A 21588-nucleotide genomic window follows, 5' to 3' on the forward strand; every position below is an offset into this window, starting at 1 on the left:
TTAAATAGCTAAAACTTCAGGTTGCTGTGCTGCGTGTGGATGTTCTGCACTAGCGTAAACTTTAAGTTTTTTCAATTGTGCGCGGCCAAGCTTGTTTTTTGGCAGCATGCCTTTTACGGCCTTCATTACCAGGTCGGTAGGATGCTTTGCAAGAAGTTCTCTTGCTGTAGCTTCCTTGATACCGCCAATGTAACCGGTGTGGCGATAGTACATTTTAGCGTCCATCTTATTGCCGGTAAGCTGGATTTTGTCAGCATTGGTGACAATGATAAAGTCACCATTGTCCATGAACGGTGAGAAAGTCGGTTTGTGCTTTCCACGCAGGCGAGAGGCAACTTCTGTAGCCAGACGCCCCAGTACCATGTTCTCTGCATCGACAACGTACCACTTTCTTTCGATCTCGTTGACTGGAGCAAGATAGGTTTTCATTGTGTCCCTCTAAATAGCTGTCAATTAATAAAAAAAGGCTCAGCAGCGCCGAACCTTTTATATTCGCAAATGGAGCGGGAAACGAGATTCGAACTCGCGACGTCAACCTTGGCAAGGTTGCACTCTACCACTGAGTTATTCCCGCTCGTGCTGTTGAGTAATGTCAAAACAGCGGCATATATACAAGCTGGATGGCGCTGTGTCAATAAAAAATTCCGTTACGTTTGAAATTTAATTATAATTTTTTTGGCGATTCGTGTCACGAAAAATAGAGATCGTTTAATGCTTCTAGAGTATGATAATCAGTTGCGCAGATTTAAACAATATTGAAATCTCGCACTTGAAATTATCCTACTATTCAACCCAATTTTAATACTTTATATGGAGCAGAATCTTTCATGAGTGATGAAATGATAACGACCAGGCAGGCATCTATTGCCAGGAAGACTGCTGAGACCGACATCCAGCTTGACCTGGAACTTGACGGAAAAGGTGAATGCACGATTGATTCGGGCGTACCATTTCTTGACCACATGCTCACTCTATTCACGGTGCATGGATTTTTCAATATGCGACTTGATGCGGATGGCGATACTGAGGTCGATGATCACCACACTGTTGAGGATATCGGTATTTGCCTTGGGCAGGTATTTGCCAAGGCATTAGGTAACAAAAGCGGAATTCAACGCTATGGCAGCTGCTATCTGCCCATGGACGAAACTTTGGTTCGAGTGGTGGTAGACCTTTCTAATCGTCCGTTTTTGCATTATAATGCACCTGTGTCCGACCCAAAAGTCGGAACCTTCGATACCTGTCTGGCAAAGGAATTCGCCAGGGCCTTCAGTCTGCATGCTGGTATAACCCTGCATGTTGACCTGTTACATGGAGAGAACGCACATCATATTATAGAAGCAGTCTTCAAGGCTCTTGGCAGAGCAATGAATGACGCGACCAGACCATTGGCCTCCGGCATAGTCATGTCAAGCAAAGGGTGCCTGTGATTTTGCTCTGACCTGCAGCGATAATTCCGTTGGCTGACCCGGGAGGTGTTAACCGCAATTGAGGTTTAACTCAAAGGAGGGTCCCGTGAAACGTTCGCTAACTGCAGTATTGTTTATTGGTTGTTTGCTACTGCTGTCATCCTGTGCAGGTCAGAAGTCATCAGAGGATAGTGCCCGTCAAATTCCTGAAGCTGTTAACTGTGTCGCCGTGCTTCCTACCAGGGCGCTGGCTGATGAGACCGGAAATACCCAGTCTGTAACTCTCAGGCGAGGAGCCGCTCTTATTGATACACTCATGGCCCGGGAGATCGGCGCCAATGTCAATGTCCGGGTCTTGAGCTCTGATGAGCTGGACTCTCTTTATACAGGCGAGGGGTCAGGTCTATTGGCAGTAATTCGAAATGTCAGTCAGATTACTGGTTGTGATGCTGTAATGATCACAACCGTTCGTCGGTTTAAACAGCGGGAAGGTGGTGAGTATGCAGCTGATGCTCCTGCTTCAGCATCCTTTGATCTGAGGATCGTAGATGCGAAAAGCAAAAATGTTCTCTGGGCAGCTGACTTCAATGAGACCCAACAGTCACTGTTCAGTAATATTTTTTCTTTTGGTAAAGCGCAAAGCAGAGGGTTTAAGTGGATTACTGTCGAAGAGCTTGTCTCTCAGGGGGTAAAGGAACGACTTGCGGAGTGTCCATATATCAAGATATAGATATGAGCAATAGCCGGAGTATGCCTGCCACAGCAGATGCAGCAGCACGTTGCAGCAGAGTCCTGTCGTATTATAGTTGAGAAACTGAAACCTGGAACGCCGTATTGAAAATTGAGCCCGTGTTGTCGACTTTGTTCTGGTCGGCACGCGGGCGTTTTGTCTTATGGGATGTGAATTGAAGTATGAAGAAAATTGAACCAACGCTGTTGCCATCTGTTAATAGACGGATCGGTCAGGCGATGCATGATTATGAAATGCTTGAGGATGGGGACAGGGTGCTCCTTGCGCTCTCGGGTGGTGTAGACAGTCTTGCCTTGGCCTGGACACTCAGTTTCTGGCAGAAGAAAGCACCAATTAGCTATACGTTGCATGCCATAACTGTTGACCATGAGTTCTGGAAAGAGCACGAGGGATCTGTAGGTCCACACGAGAGTATCGGTACCCAGGTGACCCCACTCGGCATTGAATATACGGTGGAGCGGGCCTGGGACATGACCGAGGAGAATCGTAGTTGTTATCAATGTGCTCGAAACCGTCGAAGCCAGCTGTTCGATCTCGCCAGGCAGAGGGGATATAACAAGATTGCCCTGGGTCACCATAAGGACGATCTTATTGAGACGTTGTTTCTCAATCTACTCTATAGTGGTAATGTTTCTACTATGCTCCCCAAACAGCAGCTGTTTGAGGGGAGGTTGTCCATTATCCGTCCCCTGGCGTACCTTGAAAAGGATGAGGTGATAAACATTGCCGAATCCCACGGTATGAATCCGGTTCCCAATCTTTGCCCTCTGGCGGAGGACACGCGGCGTGAGAAGGTGCGCTCTATCCTGGCCGATATCTACGAGCGTGAACCTGGGGCAAAACGCTCTATGTTTGCCGCCCTGGCCAATGTTCGAGAGGGATATATGCTATGAAAACCAGTCCTGATTGTCTTCCGTGTTTTCTCAATCAAACCTTGCGCGTTGCCCGCCTGCAGGATTGTGATGAAAAGCGAAGCGTAGAAATTTTGAAATCGGTCGCTGAAGTTATAACAACACTTGATCCAGACAAAACACCACCTGCCAATGCGGTTGCAATATATGACACAATTGCCAGGGTCAGTGGGGTGGCTGATCCCTATTATCAGGTTAAACGGCAGGAGAATTCGCGGGCACTCGCTCTTTTACCGAAACTGCGTGAGGAGGTGCGTAGCGCTGAGAGGCCACTTTTTGCTGCCATCGGTTTTGCCATAGCGGGCAATATTATCGACTATGGCGCAATGGCCACTTTTGATGTTGAGGCGATGTTCGAAAAAAGCCGAAATATGGATTTTGGCATAGATCATCGCAACTGGCTCCTGGATAAACTGGACACTCTCAGCCAGGGTGATCATATATTGTATCTCACAGATAACTGTGGGGAAATCGTCTATGATACCTTGCTGGTGGAATTGTTGGCAGAGAGGGGTTTTCAGGTAACCGTGGCCGTCAAGGAAGCGCCCATTATAAATGATGCCCTCAAGGAAGACGCATGCGAAGCCGGACTTGATCGATTTGCCAATATTATCACCAATGGCACAGCGTGTCCCGGCACGCCCATCGAGAGCTGCTCAGAAGAGTTTCTTGAGCATTTTTATTCAGCCGATCTGGTGATATCCAAAGGGCAGGGCAATTTTGAGACGCTTTCCGAAGTTGAGCGTGAGATATTCTTTCTCTTGACAGTGAAATGTAAAATGGTAGGTAAGCATCTGGCAGACATTTCTGATAATGTACATACATTAAGCGGAAATGGCGAAATGGTTGTCTACCATTCAAGACAGAAATAAATATTCAGATGGGGAATACTATGAAGCAACGGATAAATGTAGTGTTGCGCGAACAACCTGTCGAGCAGAAGATAGTTGTGCAGGGTTGGATACGAACCAGAAGGGATACAGGCGGTTTCTCCTTTCTAGAGGTCAATGACGGTTCATGTCTGGCCAATTTACAGATAATTGCCGAAAAAACTCTTGAGAACTATGATTCTGAGATAAAACACCTCACCACCGGTTGTAGTGTTATCGTGACCGGTATCGCTAAGGAATCTCCGGCTAAAGGCCAGAATGTTGAAATGCACGCGGAAAAAGTGGAAGTTGTCGGTTGGGCGGAACCGGAGACATATCCGCTGCAGAAAAAGCGTCATTCATTCGAGTTTCTGCGTGAAATGAGTCATCTCAGACCCCGTACCAATGCTTTGGGCGGTTTGGCGCGTGTGCGCTCCCGGCTTTCCTACGCAATCCATCAGTTTTTCAATGAGCGTGGCTTTGCCCAGGTACATACTCCGATTATCACCACCAGTGACTGTGAAGGTGCCGGTGAGATGTTCCAGGTAACGACCGTGGGGAAAGACGGTTCAAGGCCCAAAAATGATGCAGAAGAATTTTTCGGCAAACGTGCGGGGCTCACTGTCAGCGGTCAGCTCCAGGCTGAAGTATACGCCCTGGCTCTCGGCAACGTTTACACTTTCGGCCCTACTTTTCGGGCGGAAAATTCAAACACCAGTCGACACCTCTCAGAATTCTGGATGATTGAGCCGGAGATGGCCTTCTGTGATCTTTCCTGTAACATGCAGGTTGCCACGGAAATGCTCAAGTATGTACTGAGCGACGTACTTGAGAACTGTGCTGAAGATATGGCCCTGTTCGACAAGTTCATCGAGAAAGGTCTTATCGCCAAGCTCAAGAGTGTAATCGACAAAGATTTCGTACATCTCACCTACACCGAAGCCGTGGATGAATTGCTGGCGGCTGATAAGAAGTTTGAGTTTCCGGTTGAATGGGGCATAGATCTCCAATCTGAGCATGAACGTTACCTCAGTGAGGAATTGTATAAATGTCCATTGATCGTTACCGATTACCCTGCGTCCATCAAACCCTTTTATATGAGGGTGAATGATGATGGTAAAACTGTTGCCGCCATGGATATTCTGGTGCCGGGAATTGGTGAGATTGTCGGGGGCAGCCAGCGTGAAGAGCGCTACGAAGTTCTCGAAAAAAGAATGATTGAGGCTGGTATCGAGCCTGAAGAATATGAATGGTACCTTGATCTGCGTAAGTATGGCAGCGTTCCGCACGCCGGCTATGGTCTCGGCTTTGAGCGATTGGTGCAGTTCGTGACCGGTATGGCCAATATCCGGGAGGTTATCCCATTCCCGAGGACGCCGGGATCAGCCCCCTGCTAGGAGCATGCCTGAGAAAGCACTTTTAGCCAATTTCTGCATTATCAGGGGAAAATTAATGCTCGAAATATTCCAGCATAAGACTCCGCTTAATTTTCCCCTAAGACCTTGGTCTTAGCAAAAGTTATATTTCTCAGATACACACTCCTGATCTCCGAGATATCTGATCCTGGAGATATGGTTCTTTAAAATTATCGGGGCCAAAATTGAAATAGGAGAACCACAGTGGCGAAGATGATGCAGGCCTATCTGCTCGAAAAGACCGGTCGGATAGATCGGAACTCCGCTCCACTCGTGTCGAAATCTGTCCCGATCCCGTCTCCGGGTTCCGGACAGATTTGTATCAGGGTCTCGGTATGTGGAGTGTGTCACACCGAACTCGACGAGATTGAAGGGCGTACTCCTCCTCAAGCGTTTCCAGTTATTCCCGGTCACCAGGTGGTTGGGGAAGTTGTAGAAACAGGGACCGATACCACTCTTTTACCTGGAGACAGGGTAGGCGTGGCCTGGATATTCTCTTGTTGCGAAGAATGTGATTTTTGCCGTTCAGGCCGAGAAAATCTTTGTGCTGATTTTCTTGCCACAGGGCGTGACCGGGATGGCGGATATGCTGAATACATGGTCGTTGCTGAATCTTTCGCGTATAAAATTCCAGCAGCAATAGGCGATGTTGAAGCCGCGCCGCTGTTATGTGCCGGTGCGATTGGATATCGTTCGCTCAAGCTTGCTGCGATAGCAGACGGTAATGTACTCGGTCTTACCGGCTTTGGTGCTTCGAACCACCTTGTTCTCAAGCTTGCCAAAGGATTGTATCCTGAAAGTAAGGTTTTGGTTTTTGCCAGAAGTGAGAAGCAGCAAGCCCTGGCGCGTGAACTTGGCGCATTCTGGGCCGGTGGGACGGATGAGGTTCCGCCCCTTGTTCCCGAGGCAATAATAGATACCACGCCGGCCTGGTTGCCGGTTCTCAAGAGCCTTAAAATGCTTGCACCTGGCGGAAGATTGATTATAAATGCCATCCGCAAGGAAGGTCATGATGTCGAATTACTCAAGACCATTGATTACCCGGAGCATTTGTGGTTAGAGAAAGAGGTTAAATCTGTGGCCAATATTACCCGGGCAGATGTACGGGATTATTTACGTATTGCCGATAGATTGCGTATTCGGCCGCAAGTTACTGAATATCCGTTTTCTCAGGCCAACGAGGCGCTGAGAGATTTGAAATTTTCTAAAGGCACTGGAGCACGGGTGCTGGTCATGGGATAAAAGCTGAGTTTCAGCAGAGTAAGGCAAGGGAGGAAGCGCGTTTTGAGTAAGGGGCCGGGTGTACAGAAAATGTTTGACGCCATAGCCGGTAGGTATGACCTGATGAACAGGGTCATGACTATGGGGCAAGACCAGAAGTGGCGTCGGTTTGTGGTGGACAAAGCGGGTGACCCTGGCAATGGCTGGGTTCTTGATCTTGCCACCGGAACCGGAGATATCGCGGCTCTCAGCAGGGAATCGTACCAGGACGCCAAGGTGATTGGCGCAGATTTCTCCCAGAACATGCTGTATGAGGCAAAAAAACGTTTTTCTGATCTTGATATCGACTGGCAGGTCTCGGATGCTAATAATTTACCTTATGAGGATAATGTTTTTGAGTCAGTAACTTTTGGCTATTTACTCAGAAATGTCGATAATGCCGTAAATGTGCTCAAGGAAGTAAACCGGGTTTTAAAGCCGGGTGGCAGAGTTGTGTGTCTTGACACAACACCGCCAAATAAAAATTTGCTTTATCCCTTTATTCGCATGTATTTTGCCGTTGGTATCCCACTTCTCGGCAAAATGATTGCCAATGATGAAGCAGCGTACGCCTATCTGACCGGTTCAACAATGGATTTTTATACAGCTGAGGGGCTGGCGGATGCTTTTGTTGAGGCAGGATTTACAAAGGTTGGCTACAAAAAATTTATGTTGGGTACTATCGGTGTACATTGGGGAATAAAATGAACGATACCGTGAATAACGAAATTATCACCTACCAGGATCAGGAAGAACCCCGTGTGCTGAAGACTATTTTTGATCTGTTGCTTGACAGTACCAACCGCTATAAAGAAAATATCGCCTACACCTATCGTAACGGCAAAGAAGAGCATCATGTCAGTTATTCGAAGTTGTTTGAAGACGTGTTACTCCTTTCCAGGGCGTTCAAGCAGAGAGGGATCTCTAAAGGGCAGAAAGTTATGCTGCTCTCCGATAATCGTTATGCCTGGATTGTAACCGATCTTGCCATAATGAGCCTTGGTGCGGTCAATGTCCCCAGGGGCGCGGATACACCGTCTCAGGAACTCGAATATATTATCTCCCACTCTGATGCCACCCATCTGGTTATCGAGACTCCCGAGTTACTTGAATATCATCACGAATACATCAAAGGGATGAAAAACCTGAAGAATATCCTTGTGATGACAGGTCCTTCCCTGCACAGCCTCTTTAATCATACCTACTCTTACACCGATTTATTGACAGATCGAACCTACACCCAGAAGGATGTCGATAAATTTATCGCCCGGGGAGAAAAGATACATGAAGATGACCTGCTCACCCTGATTTACACTTCAGGCACAACAGGGCTTCCGAAAGGTGTACAACTCTCACATGCCAATATTATGCATAATGTTCGGGTTATTCCGGGCCTGATCAAGTTAACCGAAGAAGACACCTGGCTTTCGATTTTGCCGACCTGGCACATTTTCGAACGTACTGCGGAATACGTAGCCCTCGCGGGTGGGACCACCCTGGTCTATTCCTCTGTAAAAACCTTTGCCCAGGATCTGGAACATTATAAACCGACTATGGTGGCGACTGTTCCCCGGGTCTGGGAATCTCTTTATTCCAGGGTGCAGGCTGCTATCCGTAAAAAGGGTGCCACACCCAACCGAATTTTTCGTACCCTGGTGTGGGCCTCTACGGTTTTTCGTCGAAACAAACGTAAGCTTCTTGGCCGCTTGCCGGTATATGAGGAGAAATGGTTTGGTGCCAAGTGGTTTGAGATGGCTCTTGCTGCGTTGAAGATTGTCCTGATATTTCCACTTTATCTGCTTGCCAAGAAGAAGCTGGCTGCTGTTCAGCAACGTTTTGGCGGTAGATTGAGGCTTGCCATATCTGGTGGTGGAACCCTGGCGGGGTATCTGGAAGAATGGATCGACGCGGTTGGTGTACGCATAGTCAACGCCTACGGCATGACGGAATGCTCTCCGGCAATTGCCGGGCGTGGCCTGACCTGTCGGGTGTATGGGACTCTCGGGCCTGCAGTTCCCGAAACCGAGATACGGATTGTCTCAGAACATGGCGAGCCTGTACCCACAGGGACTGAAGGTTTGATTGAGGTACGAGGTCCCCAGGTTACCAGCGGCTATTATAATGCGGATGAAGAGAATCAACGATCTTTCACCGAAGACGGTTTCTTCAGAACCGGCGATCTGGGCAAAATGACCCTCGGCGGCGAGCTGGTTATTACCGGTCGGGCCAAGGAAATTATTGTACTTGCCAGCGGTGAAAATATCGATCCTACCCGTATCGAGAATACTATCTCCATGTTCCCCTTCGTGCAGGATGCAATTCTGGTCGGTCAGGACAAAAAAGGACTCGGCGCGCTTGTGGTCCCCGATATGGAAGAGCTGAAAACATTTATTGAGAAAAAATACGACGATCTGAAGAAAGAGAAAGGAGAATTACTCAAAGATCGCCATGTACTCGATATGGTGAAAAAAGAGATGAATCGTCTTCTCATGCCAAAGCAGGGGTTCAAACCCTATGAGAAATTGCAGAACATCGCCTTCCTGGACAATGAGTTCAAGCTGGGAGAGGAGCTGACCAACACGCTGAAAAAGAAGCGCCACGTAATCGAGAAGAAGTATAAGAAGCTGATTAACGAGATTTTACATTAAATCAGCAATCAGTCGTTGTGGGATCTGTTACCAAAAGCCTGTCGGGATTACCCGTCAGGCTTTTTTCGTTTCAGCTTTTTCTGGAAAATCGATCGGTAATTACTTTGCCGGCAGGTGATTCGTTGTCGTCGTTTCCCTTCAGGTCGGGGTCTTCCGGGTACTCTTCAATAAGGGAAACAGACTGGAAAGGCAGCATCAACTGCCTCACCTCAGAGAAATGTTTGCGGATCTCATCGTCAGCAGGATTGATCAGGTAGCTTTTCTCTTCGGGCAGCAGAATATGCTTGATGCAGACAAAATAGGGATGGGTCAGGTCAAGGCTGGTCGCCTTCAGGGAGTATTCTTTTTCTTTCCAGGTGAAGTGAACGCGGTATACGGTCATACTTGAGTGATCCGGGGAGGTTAAATGAATGAATCTTATAGTAATTGATCATGTGCGGACAGCTTGATGTGACCGCACATGGCCAGAAGCCGTGCTCTAAAGCTGCTCAAGCTCTTCGATGGACTTGCAATAGTGGAGTTCGACACTGTCAGGTATAGTTCTTCCGGCCAGCGCCAGCGCATGCTTTCCGCTCGGGTCGAATATCACGATTCTGCTCACATTCTGAGTCTCAATCAAATCCGTTAAAACAGCTTCCAGATTATCCTCTTTCTGCTTTAAGGTGTCAAAACGGATAAAGCCCGGCTGCCACTTGTTTACCAGAATCTCACCGATCTGCTCACCGAACTGTTTCTCACTGTCACGGTTGCCGATAATAGCTGCTGAACTGGAGCGCTTTTCAAGAACCTCTATCTCGTCACCAACGGAGATTTCACCACCCTGGATGACCACACCGAAAATCCCTTCACGCGGCATGACACAATCACCGGCCTGGTGGTAGATTGCGCAGGGATTGTGGCAGACTTTACCAAGCTGGGAGATAATCAGCTCAGTCCGGCCGAGACGAATATGGGTACCCACCGGGAGATTGCAGAGATCGATACCTTCTGTGGTAATGTTTTCGGCAAAGTTTCCTGCCACTACTTCAAGGCCCTTATCGCGCATGGTCTGAATGGACTCTTCAGCAAGAAAACTCACCTGCCTGTGCCATTTTCCACCATGTGCGTCGTTTTCAAGACCAAAACTTTCGATCAGCTTGACTGAATCGATATTTTTCTTTCGAACACCTTTACGATCACTGATCGAGATTGCCTTAATCCGCATCATCTCATTCCTCCAAAAAAATACAAGAATACGCTCACTGTCTGGGCGTCTGATAAATTCGAATAACCCGAACACAATATTCAGTAATGACAAATTTTCAACAGTTAACAGGTCAGTTATTGATGTGGTATGATAATTCCTTCTGGAATGGGTAATCAGGTGTGGAATAACCCCTTGATTATTCTACAGTGCTGTGAAAAAATAGAGATAATATAAGAATTAACACAATAGACCGAAACCCTAAACCGGTGCTGCAGCTGGGTGATGTCCGGCTCTATGGGATATCATTCTATAAGCAGTTGGACTGGAGCAACAGGAGGTTTGTATGAATACAATTATGGACGTTCGCCGCATTGTCACACCTATCGATTTCTCTGATAACTCAAAAATGATCGCAGAGTCGGCGGCCTATATGGCTGGAAAGTTCCAGGCCGAGATGTATCTCGTTTTTGTTGTGCAGAACTTTGAAGATTACTCGGGATTCTTTGTTCCCCAGATGAGCATGCCCAATCTGGAAAGTGAACTGGTGGAAGGTGCTGAGGATAAGATGGAGAGTTTTTGTAAAGAGCTTAAGAAAAAGTGCGACGAATATGGTGTTACAAAACTGGAAAGTCGAGTGTTCATGGGCGACGTCGCTGAACAGATTGTAGAGTTTGTGACAGAAGTGGAAGGTGATATGATCATCATGGGAACCCATGGTTACAAAGGGCTTGAGAAGATCATGTTCGGCAGTGTGGCAGACAAAGTGGTTCGGGCAGCCCAGTGTCCGGTTTTAACCATTAATCCATATAAGTGTGGCATTGCACCTGAAAAGAAGTGAGGGCTGAAATACGTTTAGACCTCAGAAAAAAGAAGGGGCTGCCCGTAATGTACGGGCAGCCCCTTTTCATATCTGTAGTCTGTTGAGCTTTCTAGTGGCCGGAAAAAGCCTGTCACTCTTTCCAGCGAACGATGCCGAGCAGCATGCCGGAATCTTTTTTCTCAGAGCCGATAAGTTCATCACATGGCCGGTCAGCGATGGTATAGAACTCAAGCTCGGTTCTGCCGGTTTGGGAGGCAGGGAAATGTGCTTCCAGAGCCTGTGACCATTCGGCTGACAATTCCTGCAGGCTGGTGCTGTCTTTTTTGTGCAGGCCTTCGTTAATTTTTTCTATCAGTTCAGGGTATTGGCTGCGAAAGGCGGTGGCTGCATCGCTTGCTTCTGTGCGCGCCCAGCCGATATTGGCCGGCAGCGTAAATTGTACCAGTTTCACGGGCGCGATGTTTGTTTGCTCCTGATACCTCTCCAGCATGGTATCACCAGTTTCTTCAGAATGAGTCAGCCAGATGTACCGGGAAGGGATTTCTCCTGCCCGATAAAGTTTCGACCACGCGGAAAGTCTGTTCGCTATTGTGGATGCGGTTGGCTTGGAGATGTTTTCCTTGAGTTGTTTCAGCTCATCGAAGAGAGATTCCTCGTCATCATCAAATTCGCCCTGCAGCGCCTTGAACAGACCTTGTTCATCGTCCTCCAAAACAGCCATCTGCATAGCTATCTCTTCATCCTCACGGTCAAGAATTTCCCCGATCTTTAATACCAGGCGAGCCTGCCAGAGTTCTACATCATCCTCCTGCTCAGGCTGTGCTTTAACCCCCTGACTACCCAGGAGGGAGGAAATAATTCCAAACTGACTATCGTCTATAGAACTCTTTTTTTGCGATAATGAGGCTATGGTCAGACCGCTGAGCTGGGCGGCGTAGTCATCTTTACGCTCCCTGATGTCGGAGATAAGGCGCAAGAATCGGTCACGATTTTCGCCAAGAACCACCGGAGTATGTGCTTGACAGAGACCTCGTGTTATGAATATATCTGCGGTGTCGCCGGCGGCATGTTCTTCCTCGACCGGCTGAAGCAGATGAACCTTGTCCAAAAAAAGAAAAATCGGGAACTGACTTCCGGAGTAAAGTTCTGTTCCGGGAAAATATAACGCTTCTAGTGTGCTCATATGTCAGAAATTAAGGAAAGAATTACTTTTGTATTGTCAGCAGTTCTCTACCTGCTCTTTAACCTCAGGCTGGGTAGCGATGCCATGGCGACCGCCAAGGCCACCGGCTGGCAGATATTGCAGACTGCACCGTATGTGGCAGGTATAACCTATATTGTTATTGCCCTACTGCAATATATGGCAGGCGGCAAAACAATGCCCTGGGATCGACGTTTACGTTTGTTCTTCGCCATCGGTATTATGGCAGGCCTGATCTACGGCATTTACGATTATGCAGGCGTGACGCAATAATACCATCTGTACCATAGGTGTAAACACGGAACTTGAGATTTCCCGGTATCACCAGGTTAATTCAGGCGGAGTTGTATCGGCTTGACATGTTTGTTGAATTTTCCTGTTGATTTTGAAATTTCCTGTTCAGCTAACGCTTCGGCAACCGCTTTACTCTCCAGGCTCTGCCGAGGGTTCCGCAGCGGTTTGAACTTCACAACTGTGAGCTGCTATGCTCTATCTTCACGTTTCCAACAGAACGGAAAACCTGCTTCATCACCTGGTTCAGCTTTTCGAAGTGGACCTGCGCCGGGATCTGTTTGCCCCGGAGTGTTTCCTGATCCAGAGCCAGGGGATGGAGCGTATGATCTCCCAGACCCTGGCCGATCATTTCACCAGTTTCTGTAATTTCGAATACCATCTGCCGCTCGGTTTTCTCCGCCATGTTGCCGCCGGTCTCGATATGGATATCACGCCTGATGGTTATGACAGAAAATCAGTAGCCTGGCAGTTGGAAGAGATCCTTCGTGACCTCGATGGCGAGGTCTATTCTCCGCTCATCAACTATCTGCAGGGGCAGAATCTGGAATTGAAGCGCTTTCAGCTTGCCGACCAGTTATCAAATGTATTTGATCAGTACCAGCTTATGCGCCCTCAGATGATAGATTCCTGGGCCGAGCAAAGGATGGTGTCCAGCGATCCCGCCGAGCGCTGGCAGTGCGCACTGTGGAACAGGTTGGCCGCGCGTCTTGGCAATATGCCCCATCGTGGCCAGGTACTGGGCCGACTGGTGACACGTTTGCAGCAGGGGGATGATCTGAGCCATATTGTACCCCAGCGAGTGTCGGTTTTCGGTCTTTCCATAATGCCGCCGCTTTTCCTGAATTTTCTTCAGGGCCTGGCCCGTCACTCCGACGTTCATCTCTTTCTGCTTTCCCCATGCCGGGAGTACTGGGGAGATATCGAAAGTCGCCGGCAGGTACTGCTCAGGAGCCTGAAAAACGATATAAGTGCATCGAACTTTCCTATGGAAATCGAAGAAACACCGGAAAGCCATCCTCTGCTTATTTCCTTGGGACGGCAAGGCAGGGATTTTCAACGGATGCTGCTTGAGGGCGTCGATTTCGATCTCGACTTTGACAGTTATTACGACCCGCTGGAGGATGGTGAACCGTCATTGCTCAAGACGCTGCAGTCCGACCTGCTGGCGGGAGAGGTGGCTAGAAGCGATGAGGAATGGCCTGCAGATGACCACTCCATCCGTATTGTATCCAGCCATTCAAGGCTGCGTGAACTTTCCATCCTCAAAGACCATATCAAGAGCTGGCTCTATGATGATTCTGCACTCCAGTTACGGGATATTGTGGTTATGGCCCCGGATATCCAGGAGTATGCAGCGCTGATTCCCTCAGTTTTTGATGATATTCAGCACTCGATTTCCGATAGAAGCCTCCGTAAGCGAAATAGTGTATTCGCTGCATTTGATGAGTTTCTGGCCCTGTTCAAGGGACGTTTCGGTTGGGATGAGGTCATGACCCTGTTGAAAGAACCGGTCATTGCCGAGCCCCTGCATCTTGCTCCGGCTGATCTGGAAAAGCTCCATGACTGGGTGGTGCGGGCCGGCATTCGTTGGGGGCTGTCGGCCCGGCAACGGAAAGAGATGGGGCTGCCTGAGATGGGTGAGGGGAGCTGGCGGGTCGGGCTGGAGCGGTTGCTGATGGGCTATGCCATGGACCGTGACGAGTTCGTGGCCGGTGTACTGCCTTTCACGGATATTGAAGGAAGCGGTGCCGCCTCGCTCGGTGGTCTCTGCAAATTTATCGATATCATAGAACGGGCCCAGAGAGATTTCAGTAAACGTTACACCTTAAAAGAATGGGCTGAGCTGTTTATTCACTATTGCCGTGAACTGTTCCGCGACGAGAGTGAACGTTTTATCACCAAGGAATTCCTGGAACTCCAGGAAGTACTGGCTGATCTGGCCGATGGGCCGGGGCATTTTCACAACAGTCCTGTGGATTTTGAAGTGGTACGAACCTGGTTGGATCATACCGCTCGGGAAACTCGTTCCAGTTCAGGGTTTTTGCGGGGACAGTTAACCTTCTGCTCAATGCTGCCCATGCGTTCCATCCCTTTCAAGGTGGTGTGTCTGATCGGCATGAACGATACGGTGTTCCCGACCAATGACCGCCATGCAACTTTCGATCTGCTTGCCCTTCAACATAAACCGGGTGACAGATCGCGGCGGATGGATGATCGCTACCAGTTCCTGGAGGCATTGCTCGCGGCCCGTGATCAGCTCTATATAAGCTACATCGGTCAGTCCATCAGAACCAATGAGGAGATTCCCCCCTCGGTGGTAGTATCTGAGCTGCTTGAAATTCTCGAAGATTATTATCAACGCCGGAATTTCGTTGTTCGGCACCCTCTGCATCCGTTTAGCCGTCACTACTTCTCAGGTCTGTCCGGTACGCTGTTCAGTTATGATGAACGTTATCTGCAAGTGGCAGAAAATCTTCGGGGTGATCGGGTGATAAGGTCTGCCTGGTGGAGCGGCAGCCGGGATATCGAAAACGGAATGATAAACTTTGCAGATCTCCTCGTTTTCTATGCCAATCCACAGCGTTGGTTTGTCCGGAATTGCCTGAATATTCAGCTTGGAAGTGACGCGGAGACCGTGGATGAGAGTGAGCCGTTTCAGGCCGATGGACTTGAAAAGTATCTGCTGGATCAGGAGATACTCGAGGCGATATTGAACAGGGAGAGCCTGGACGACAGGTTCAATAAACTGACAACGACAGGGCGTTGGCCGCTCGGTGCCCCAGGTAACCTTGAGTTTGAAAGAAAGAGAAGTGAAATGGAGTCGTTTGCCCTGTCAATTTCAGAACTTGATCTGGGAGAGAGAGTTGAGGATCTTGATATCGAACTCGATGTTGGCGGGTACCATTTGCGGGGTCGGCTTACCAATATCTACGAGCAGGGGATATTGCTCTGCCGTTACGGGAAAATGCGTGGCAGAGATGTGCTGAAAGGCTGGTTGCATCATCTCGTTTACCGGGAGGTCACGGGCTGTTTTACCACAACCTATGTATGTGGTAGTGATGACCGCAGGGTATTGTCTGGTGGCTCAGGGCTTATGCCAAACCTTGAGCTGATGCTCGACCTGTTTGTGGCAGGCAATAAATCGCCAAGCAGGTTGCTGGTCGAGCCCGGTATCGAATGGGTGAAGAGGCTACCGAAAGGTGAGGGTATGTTGCAGGCGGCTCTGACAGCGCTCAATAGAACCCTGGACAATGGATATGATGCAGAGCTGGCCCTGTTGTTACGCAACAGTGATCCGGTAGATTTTCTTGATTCGGAGTTCGAAGAACTCTGCCGGACAGTATTGTTACCGATTTGGAGTCAGACTGATGGTTGATCAATTTCTCGATAGTGCCAGATCGAAGCTCAATACCGGTATAAACCTGATAGAGGCCAGCGCGGGCACCGGCAAGACCTATGCCATTGGTATGCTGGTTTTACGGGCGATCACCGAACTTGAAATACCCATAGACCGGATTCTGGTGGTCACTTTCACCAAGGCCGCCACGGAGGAGTTGCGTGGCAGAATCCGGCAAAGGCTTGCCCAGGCCCGTGACCTGCTCGATGGCGGGGCAACGGCTGATGCGACCATACTGAGTTGGCTGGAAACTGTTCAGGACAGGGAGAGGGCGAAAAAGCTTCTGCAACTTGGGCTTTATGATATCGACCGGGCGGGTATCTTCACCATTCACTCTTTTTGTCAGCGTATGTTGACCGAGCAGGCCCTTGAGAGCGGTCAGCTCTTCGATGTGGAGTTGCTGGCCGACATTGATCGGATTCGTGAGCAGGTAGTGCAGGATTTCTGGCGCAACCAGGTATATCCGTTGTCACCCCGGGTGTGCGGTGTGCTCACCGATCACTACCAGACCCCGGGTCAGCTCTATAAAAGTGTCTTTGGCGTGGCATCGGGCTATGACAGCCTGGAGCCTCAGCTCATGCCTCTGGCCGATATTATTACCCGCTTCGAGACATCCTATGATGATCTGGGCCGCTGGTGGGCTGCCCATGCCGATACACTGCGACCGTTTTTTGAGAATGCGTTGGCGGACGGCAAGTTTAAGAAAAAGTTGCAGGAAGGTTTTGACGAGTGGTGGCAGCGTGCCGAATTGTTTTTCGGTGGCCAATCCTCTGTTCTCCCTAATTCATTGAACTGGCTTACCGTTGACGGCCTGAAAGGGGAATTGAACAGCAGGAAGGTGAAAAAAAATGTTCAGGATGCATTCCTGGCTGACTGGCCACTACCTGTCAGCAATCTCCCCCATGATTTTGACCAGGCTGCAACTGAACTCCTGCTCTCTTTTCGCAGCGAGCTTATCAAAACACTTGAGAGTGAACTGCGCACCCGCCTGCAGGAGTTGGGCTACATGTCGTTCGACGACCTGATCAGGAGGTTGGATGAAGCGCTGGATCAGGCTGATGATCTGTTGTCTGACAAGCTTGGCGAACGCTTTAAGATGGCCTTGATTGATGAATTTCAGGATACGGATTCGGCGCAATGGCGTATTTTTTCAAGGCTGTTCGGCGATGACCAACACTATCTTTACCTGATCGGCGACCCTAAGCAGGCTATTTACCGCTTTCGTGGCGCTGATATTTACTCGTATTTCAAGGCACGAAATGAAGCCGGCGATCAATTGACTCTGCAACGCAACTATCGCTCCCATCCGCAGCTGGTTGAAGAAGTGAATCGATTGTTTTCTGCCCGCACCAGGCCCTTTGACTTTGATGAGACGCAGATGCCGTTTTATCCGGTAGAACCGGCAAAAACGGCAGATGATGGTACTTTGCTGCTTGCAGGTGAGCCACTCGGTGTGATGCACTATTGTCAGTTGGCTGAGATGGAGAGCGCTAAAGACGGACGCTGGGCTTCGGGGAAAGCGGCTCAGAAATTCCAGCAGTATGTGATTTACGAAACATGTCGTCTACTGCACCATGAGCAACCGGCTAAAGTTCGTAAAGTGCTGGATGGTAAGGTCGATGAACGGAAACTGCAGGCCCGGGATATCGCGGTGCTGGTACGAACCAACAGACAGGCAAACGAGTATCTGCAGGCTTTTGCCAGGGTCGGCGTGCCGGCGATAGTGACAAGCAAAACAGGAGTGTTTGAGACCACAGAGGCCAGAGAACTTCATAGTCTTCTGCAGGGACTGGTAGTGCCCGGTGACAGTTACCGGCTTAAAGCTGCGATGACAATTTCCTGGTTCAGCCATACCGGCAACGAGTTGCAGCGTATCTGGGAGAGCGAAACAGAGTATGATAACTGGTTCAATCGCTTTCTTGAGTACTATCAACTCTGGCAGGACAAAGGTTTTCTGTCGATGATGAACCGGTTGCTGAGCGCTGAAGATGTTTATGTGAACCTGGCCCAGGAAAGCCTGGCCGAACGTCGAATTGCCAATATCATGCATCTCATCGAGTTGGTGCAGGAAGCGGAGACGGAAGAAAAGCTCGGCCCGGATCAGACACTGCTCTGGCTCCAGGCACGGGTAGCCGGAGATCAGCGGGATGAAGACCGCGAACTGCGTCTTGAAAGTGACGAGCAGGCGGTTCGTATAGTCACCATGCACAGCGCGAAGGGGTTGCAATATCCGGTGGTGTTCTGCCCGGTGCTCTGGTATCGCTCAGGCATGATCAAGATGCAGAAGGAACTGCTCAGTTGCCACGATGAGGATCACCGTCTGGTGGTTGATATCGGTTCGGATAACTTTGAAATGCATCGTGAAAGAGCCCTTGCCGAGGAGCTGGCAGAAGATTTGCGCCTGCTGTATGTGGCGCTGACCAGGGCCGAGTTACGCTGTTATACCATGTGGGCCGATGTAAAGAGCTACGGTAAGGTAATGCAGTCTTTTGAGTCCGCGCTCGGCTACCTCTTGTTCGCAAAGCGGAGTTGCAGCTCTACCGTTCAGCAGGAATTGTTTGCCGATCTTGCCGCCAATCCCGGGGTTGAGCACAGCATTTTAGCTTGGGATACAGAGTTGCAGGCAGAATACAGTCCCGAACCGGTGGCAGCCGAGCCGCTTAAAGCGAGGGTCGCGGGTGGGCGCCTGTTTAAAACCGACTACCAGATGTCCAGTTATTCGGCCATGGCCGCCCTGAGTGAGCAGGAGGACCACGGCTCAGAAACGTCGCTGGAGTTGATAGATTTGGAGAGCCAAGAGCCGATTTTGCATCGCGGTCTGCCGGCCGGCGCCAACTTTGGTAATCTCATTCATGACAGCCTGGAGCTGATTCCCTTTGCGGAACTGGCGATACGGGACAAGTTCCCTGAATATAAGCCGGAGATTGAACGACTCTCCGGAAAATATGGCGTGGATGTACAGGCGGAGCGGGTGCAGGAGATTCTGGCCTCGGTGGTTAAGACACCTCTCAGGGCTGAATCTTTAGCTGGTAATGACGACAGCTTCAGCCTGGCTGATCTCGATGAGAGCCGCTGCATGAAGGAGATGCCGTTCTATTTTCATATGAAAAATCTCGATACCACGCGGCTCAATACTCTTTTGGCCCATGAACCTGCCGTGGTGCCGCTGACACCACGGCAAATGCAGGGATACCTGACGGGATTTGTCGATCTGGTTTGTGAATATCGGGGCAGGTTTTACGTACTCGATTACAAAACCAACTTCCTCGGTGAACTATCCGAGGAGTATCAGGGGCAGCAGTTAACCGAAGCTATGGCCCATCACAATTATGGTCTGCAGTATTGGATTTACAGCCTGGTACTGCACAGGTTTCTTGATAACATGTTGGGTGGCTATAGTTATGAGCAGCATTTCGGAGGGGTGATGTATCTCTTTGTGCGTGGAATGAATCCGTCGTTTCCAGCGAGTGGGGTTTATAGCGATATGCCCGATTATGAAATACTCAGGCAGCTCGATCTGGCCATAGGGGGAAGGGATGAAATCTGCTGATGAAACCGTGGCATTACCGGCCAGAGAGAAACAGCCGCGACTGCTCGATCTACACTTCGCACGTTTTATGGCTAAACGATCCGGCCTGGTGGGTAAGGAAAAAGAGTCTTTTGAAACTCTGATACAGCAACTTTCGCTGGCCATGGAGAGCGGTCACAGCTGTATTCAGGTGAGTGGAGAAGAGGTTGATCTACTCTGTAGCTCACCTCTGGTTTCAGCCACCTCCGATACTCCTCTGGTTTTGCGGGGTGAACGATTATATCTGCAGCGCTATTTTCAGTATGAGCGCAGACTGGCATCTCAGCTGAAAGCATTTTCCAGCGTAAGCGATAGTGAATTTCAACTTTCAGCCGAGGATCTTCAGGTACTGCTGGATCGGGTTTTCGGGGTGGAAGGGACTGAGCCTGATTACCAGCGCAGAGCAGCTGAAGTAGCCCTGAAAAAGTCGCTCTGCATAATATCCGGGGGACCCGGTACCGGGAAAACCACCACGGTGGTAAAAATTATCGGCTTGCTGCTGGAGGTCTTTGGACTGGAAATACGGATAGCTCTTGCCGCTCCCACCGGTAAAGCCGCAATGCGTCTGCAGGAGTCCATTGGCAACAGCCTGCAGGGGATCAGTTTCGGGGAAGAGATAATTGAGCGAATTCCGACGACTGCATCAACTCTTCACCGGTTACTGGGAGTTAGAAAGAACTCTCCCGGTTTCAGGCATAATAGAGATAACCCTTTGCGCTGGGATATCGTGGTAGTTGACGAAGCCTCGATGATCGATCTGGCAATGATGAGCAAGCTGGTGGACGCTCTGTCGTCGGGCGCACGTCTTATTCTACTTGGCGATAAAGACCAGCTAGCCTCCGTTGAGTCGGGAGCAGTACTCAATGACTGCATTAGAAGCCTGCCGGACAATACCGGTGAGCTGAAGAAAAGTTATCGATTCGATGCGGGAATAAAGAGTCTGGCCGAGGCCATTAATTCTGGAGACGGGGAACAGGCATGGCAGCTTCTGGTCGGTGATGATTTTGGCAATGTCACTCTGCTGCGGAATTCGTATTTTCGTTTTGTCGGTGCCAGGTATCTCGTCTATATGGAGAAGGTGCGAAGTGTCGCTCAGCAAATGACACATCGTGGTGTTGCTGAGGTTTTTGCTGTATTTTCAAGATTTCAGGTCCTTTGTGCCGGTCGTCACGGTGCCCGTGGAGTGCAGGGGATTAATGCCGGTGTGGAAAAGATTCTGAAAACAAATGGATACGAGGTCGATCAATCTCCATGGTATCTGGGCAGACCGGTAATGATCACCGCAAATGACTATAATCTCGGGCTGTTTAATGGTGATATTGGTATATGTTTACCGGATATTGCTGCGGATGGCGACGGAGCCATGAAAGTGTGGTTTGAAAAGCCGGATGGCTCAGTGAAAAAATACCCTCCTTACAGAATACCGAGGTGTGAGACTGTATTCGGTATGACCATTCATAAAAGTCAGGGGTCGGAATTTTCGGAAGTACTGATCATGCTGCCCGAAGAAGAGGGACCTCTGCTCAACCGCCAACTGGTCTATACTGGTGTTACTCGGGCAAAAGAATTTGCACATATAGTAGCATCTAAAAAGATTTTAGTGTATGCTCTCCAGTTCGATTATCCAAGATACAGTGGGTTGTCAGATATGCTGCTCGCTGGAGATACCGAAAAAAGGCAGTGATTGTACGGAGTCCGTAGGGTGTTGTCCCAATGCCCTCGTAAGGCTCGTCGCAAATGACGACGAGTATCCCGAAGCAGTTCAGTCGGGCGTTTCGCTCCAAATCCCGCGTTTAAGACCTTTGAAATGTTAAATTTTCTGGTCTGTCGTAACTGATTTTTTTGTCAGTACGACGGCT

General features: G+C 49.4%; 17 protein-coding genes and 1 tRNA gene. 13 read left to right on the forward strand and 5 right to left on the reverse strand.

Annotated elements, in window-relative coordinates; all coding sequences use genetic code 11:
* Together rplM and ACN5NT_RS21960 are read right to left on the reverse strand one after the other, a co-directional pair.
* Entirely contained in the window at window positions 1–429 is a 429-nt protein-coding gene (gene rplM, locus ACN5NT_RS21955) for a 50S ribosomal protein L13 (protein ID WP_136798535.1), read from the reverse strand.
* 70 nt (window positions 430–499) lie between these two features.
* A tRNA-Gly gene (locus ACN5NT_RS21960) sits at window positions 500–574 on the reverse strand.
* 253 nt (window positions 575–827) lie between these two features.
* Here ACN5NT_RS21960 and hisB point away from each other — a divergent pair.
* The 8 genes from hisB (at window position 828) to ACN5NT_RS22000 (ending at window position 9263) form a co-directional block, all read left to right on the forward strand.
* Window positions 828–1430 (forward strand): imidazoleglycerol-phosphate dehydratase HisB, encoded by a 603-nt coding sequence (hisB, locus tag ACN5NT_RS21965; RefSeq protein ID WP_217907604.1) that lies wholly within the window; start codon window positions 828–830, stop codon window positions 1428–1430.
* Window positions 1431–1515: 85 nt separating this feature from the next.
* Window positions 1516–2139, forward strand: a complete 624-nt coding sequence (locus tag ACN5NT_RS21970) for a hypothetical protein (protein ID WP_419176906.1) — start codon at window positions 1516–1518, stop codon at window positions 2137–2139.
* A 182-nt stretch (window positions 2140–2321) separates the two neighbouring features.
* Entirely contained in the window at window positions 2322–3053 is a 732-nt protein-coding gene (locus ACN5NT_RS21975; RefSeq protein WP_136798533.1) for a tRNA lysidine(34) synthetase, read from the forward strand.
* Window positions 3050–3943, forward strand: coding sequence for a damage-control phosphatase ARMT1 family protein (locus ACN5NT_RS21980; protein ID WP_419176907.1), 894 nt, complete (start codon window positions 3050–3052; stop codon window positions 3941–3943). Before ACN5NT_RS21975 ends, ACN5NT_RS21980 begins: the two co-directional genes overlap by 4 nt.
* A gap of 20 nt (window positions 3944–3963) precedes the next feature.
* Window positions 3964–5337, forward strand: coding sequence for an asparagine--tRNA ligase (gene asnS, locus ACN5NT_RS21985; RefSeq protein WP_419176908.1), 1374 nt, complete (start codon window positions 3964–3966; stop codon window positions 5335–5337).
* 231 nt (window positions 5338–5568) lie between these two features.
* Window positions 5569–6597, forward strand: coding sequence for a zinc-dependent alcohol dehydrogenase family protein (locus ACN5NT_RS21990; RefSeq protein ID WP_419176938.1), 1029 nt, complete (start codon window positions 5569–5571; stop codon window positions 6595–6597).
* A gap of 42 nt (window positions 6598–6639) precedes the next feature.
* Complete coding sequence (ubiE, locus tag ACN5NT_RS21995; RefSeq protein ID WP_228721361.1) at window positions 6640–7323, forward strand: bifunctional demethylmenaquinone methyltransferase/2-methoxy-6-polyprenyl-1,4-benzoquinol methylase UbiE; 684 nt, start codon at window positions 6640–6642, stop codon at window positions 7321–7323.
* The gene (locus tag ACN5NT_RS22000; RefSeq protein ID WP_136798530.1) at window positions 7320–9263 is read left to right on the forward strand and encodes an AMP-dependent synthetase/ligase; all 1944 of its coding nucleotides are present in this window, start codon (window positions 7320–7322) and stop codon (window positions 9261–9263) included. The genes ubiE and ACN5NT_RS22000 overlap by 4 nt, the downstream gene beginning before the upstream one ends.
* Before the next feature lie 70 nt (window positions 9264–9333).
* On the opposite strand, the gene ACN5NT_RS22005 is transcribed toward ACN5NT_RS22000, so the two are convergent.
* Together ACN5NT_RS22005 and ACN5NT_RS22010 are read right to left on the reverse strand one after the other, a co-directional pair.
* Window positions 9334–9645, reverse strand: a complete 312-nt coding sequence (locus ACN5NT_RS22005; protein ID WP_136798529.1) for a DUF1820 family protein — start codon at window positions 9643–9645, stop codon at window positions 9334–9336.
* 96 nt (window positions 9646–9741) lie between these two features.
* Window positions 9742–10470 carry an MOSC domain-containing protein gene (locus tag ACN5NT_RS22010; protein ID WP_217907603.1) on the reverse strand — a complete coding sequence of 243 codons (729 nt, stop codon included), beginning with the start codon at window positions 10468–10470 and terminating at the stop codon, window positions 9742–9744.
* A 322-nt stretch (window positions 10471–10792) separates the two neighbouring features.
* Between ACN5NT_RS22010 and ACN5NT_RS22015 the strand changes: the two genes are divergently transcribed.
* The gene (locus ACN5NT_RS22015; protein WP_419176909.1) at window positions 10793–11287 is read left to right on the forward strand and encodes a universal stress protein; all 495 of its coding nucleotides are present in this window, start codon (window positions 10793–10795) and stop codon (window positions 11285–11287) included.
* Between the two features lie 112 nt (window positions 11288–11399).
* On the opposite strand, the gene ACN5NT_RS22020 is transcribed toward ACN5NT_RS22015, so the two are convergent.
* Complete coding sequence (locus tag ACN5NT_RS22020; RefSeq protein ID WP_419176910.1) at window positions 11400–12452, reverse strand: hypothetical protein; 1053 nt, start codon at window positions 12450–12452, stop codon at window positions 11400–11402.
* Between ACN5NT_RS22020 and ACN5NT_RS22025 the strand changes: the two genes are divergently transcribed.
* The 4 genes from ACN5NT_RS22025 (at window position 12453) to recD (ending at window position 21413) form a co-directional block, all read left to right on the forward strand.
* Window positions 12453–12743 carry a hypothetical protein gene (locus tag ACN5NT_RS22025; protein WP_136798526.1) on the forward strand — a complete coding sequence of 97 codons (291 nt, stop codon included), beginning with the start codon at window positions 12453–12455 and terminating at the stop codon, window positions 12741–12743.
* 211 nt (window positions 12744–12954) lie between these two features.
* Window positions 12955–16140, forward strand: coding sequence for an exodeoxyribonuclease V subunit gamma (gene recC, locus ACN5NT_RS22030; RefSeq protein ID WP_419176911.1), 3186 nt, complete (start codon window positions 12955–12957; stop codon window positions 16138–16140).
* The gene (recB, locus tag ACN5NT_RS22035) at window positions 16133–19711 is read left to right on the forward strand and encodes an exodeoxyribonuclease V subunit beta (RefSeq protein WP_419176912.1); all 3579 of its coding nucleotides are present in this window, start codon (window positions 16133–16135) and stop codon (window positions 19709–19711) included. The genes recC and recB overlap by 8 nt, the downstream gene beginning before the upstream one ends.
* Entirely contained in the window at window positions 19698–21413 is a 1716-nt protein-coding gene (gene recD / locus ACN5NT_RS22040; protein WP_136798523.1) for an exodeoxyribonuclease V subunit alpha, read from the forward strand. Before recB ends, recD begins: the two co-directional genes overlap by 14 nt.
* Window positions 21414–21588 lie beyond the last annotated feature (175 nt).

The sequence above is a fragment of the Desulfosediminicola sp. genome, assembly GCF_048381775.1.
Lineage (GTDB): Bacteria > Desulfobacterota > Desulfobulbia > Desulfobulbales > Desulfocapsaceae > Desulfopila > Desulfopila ganghwensis.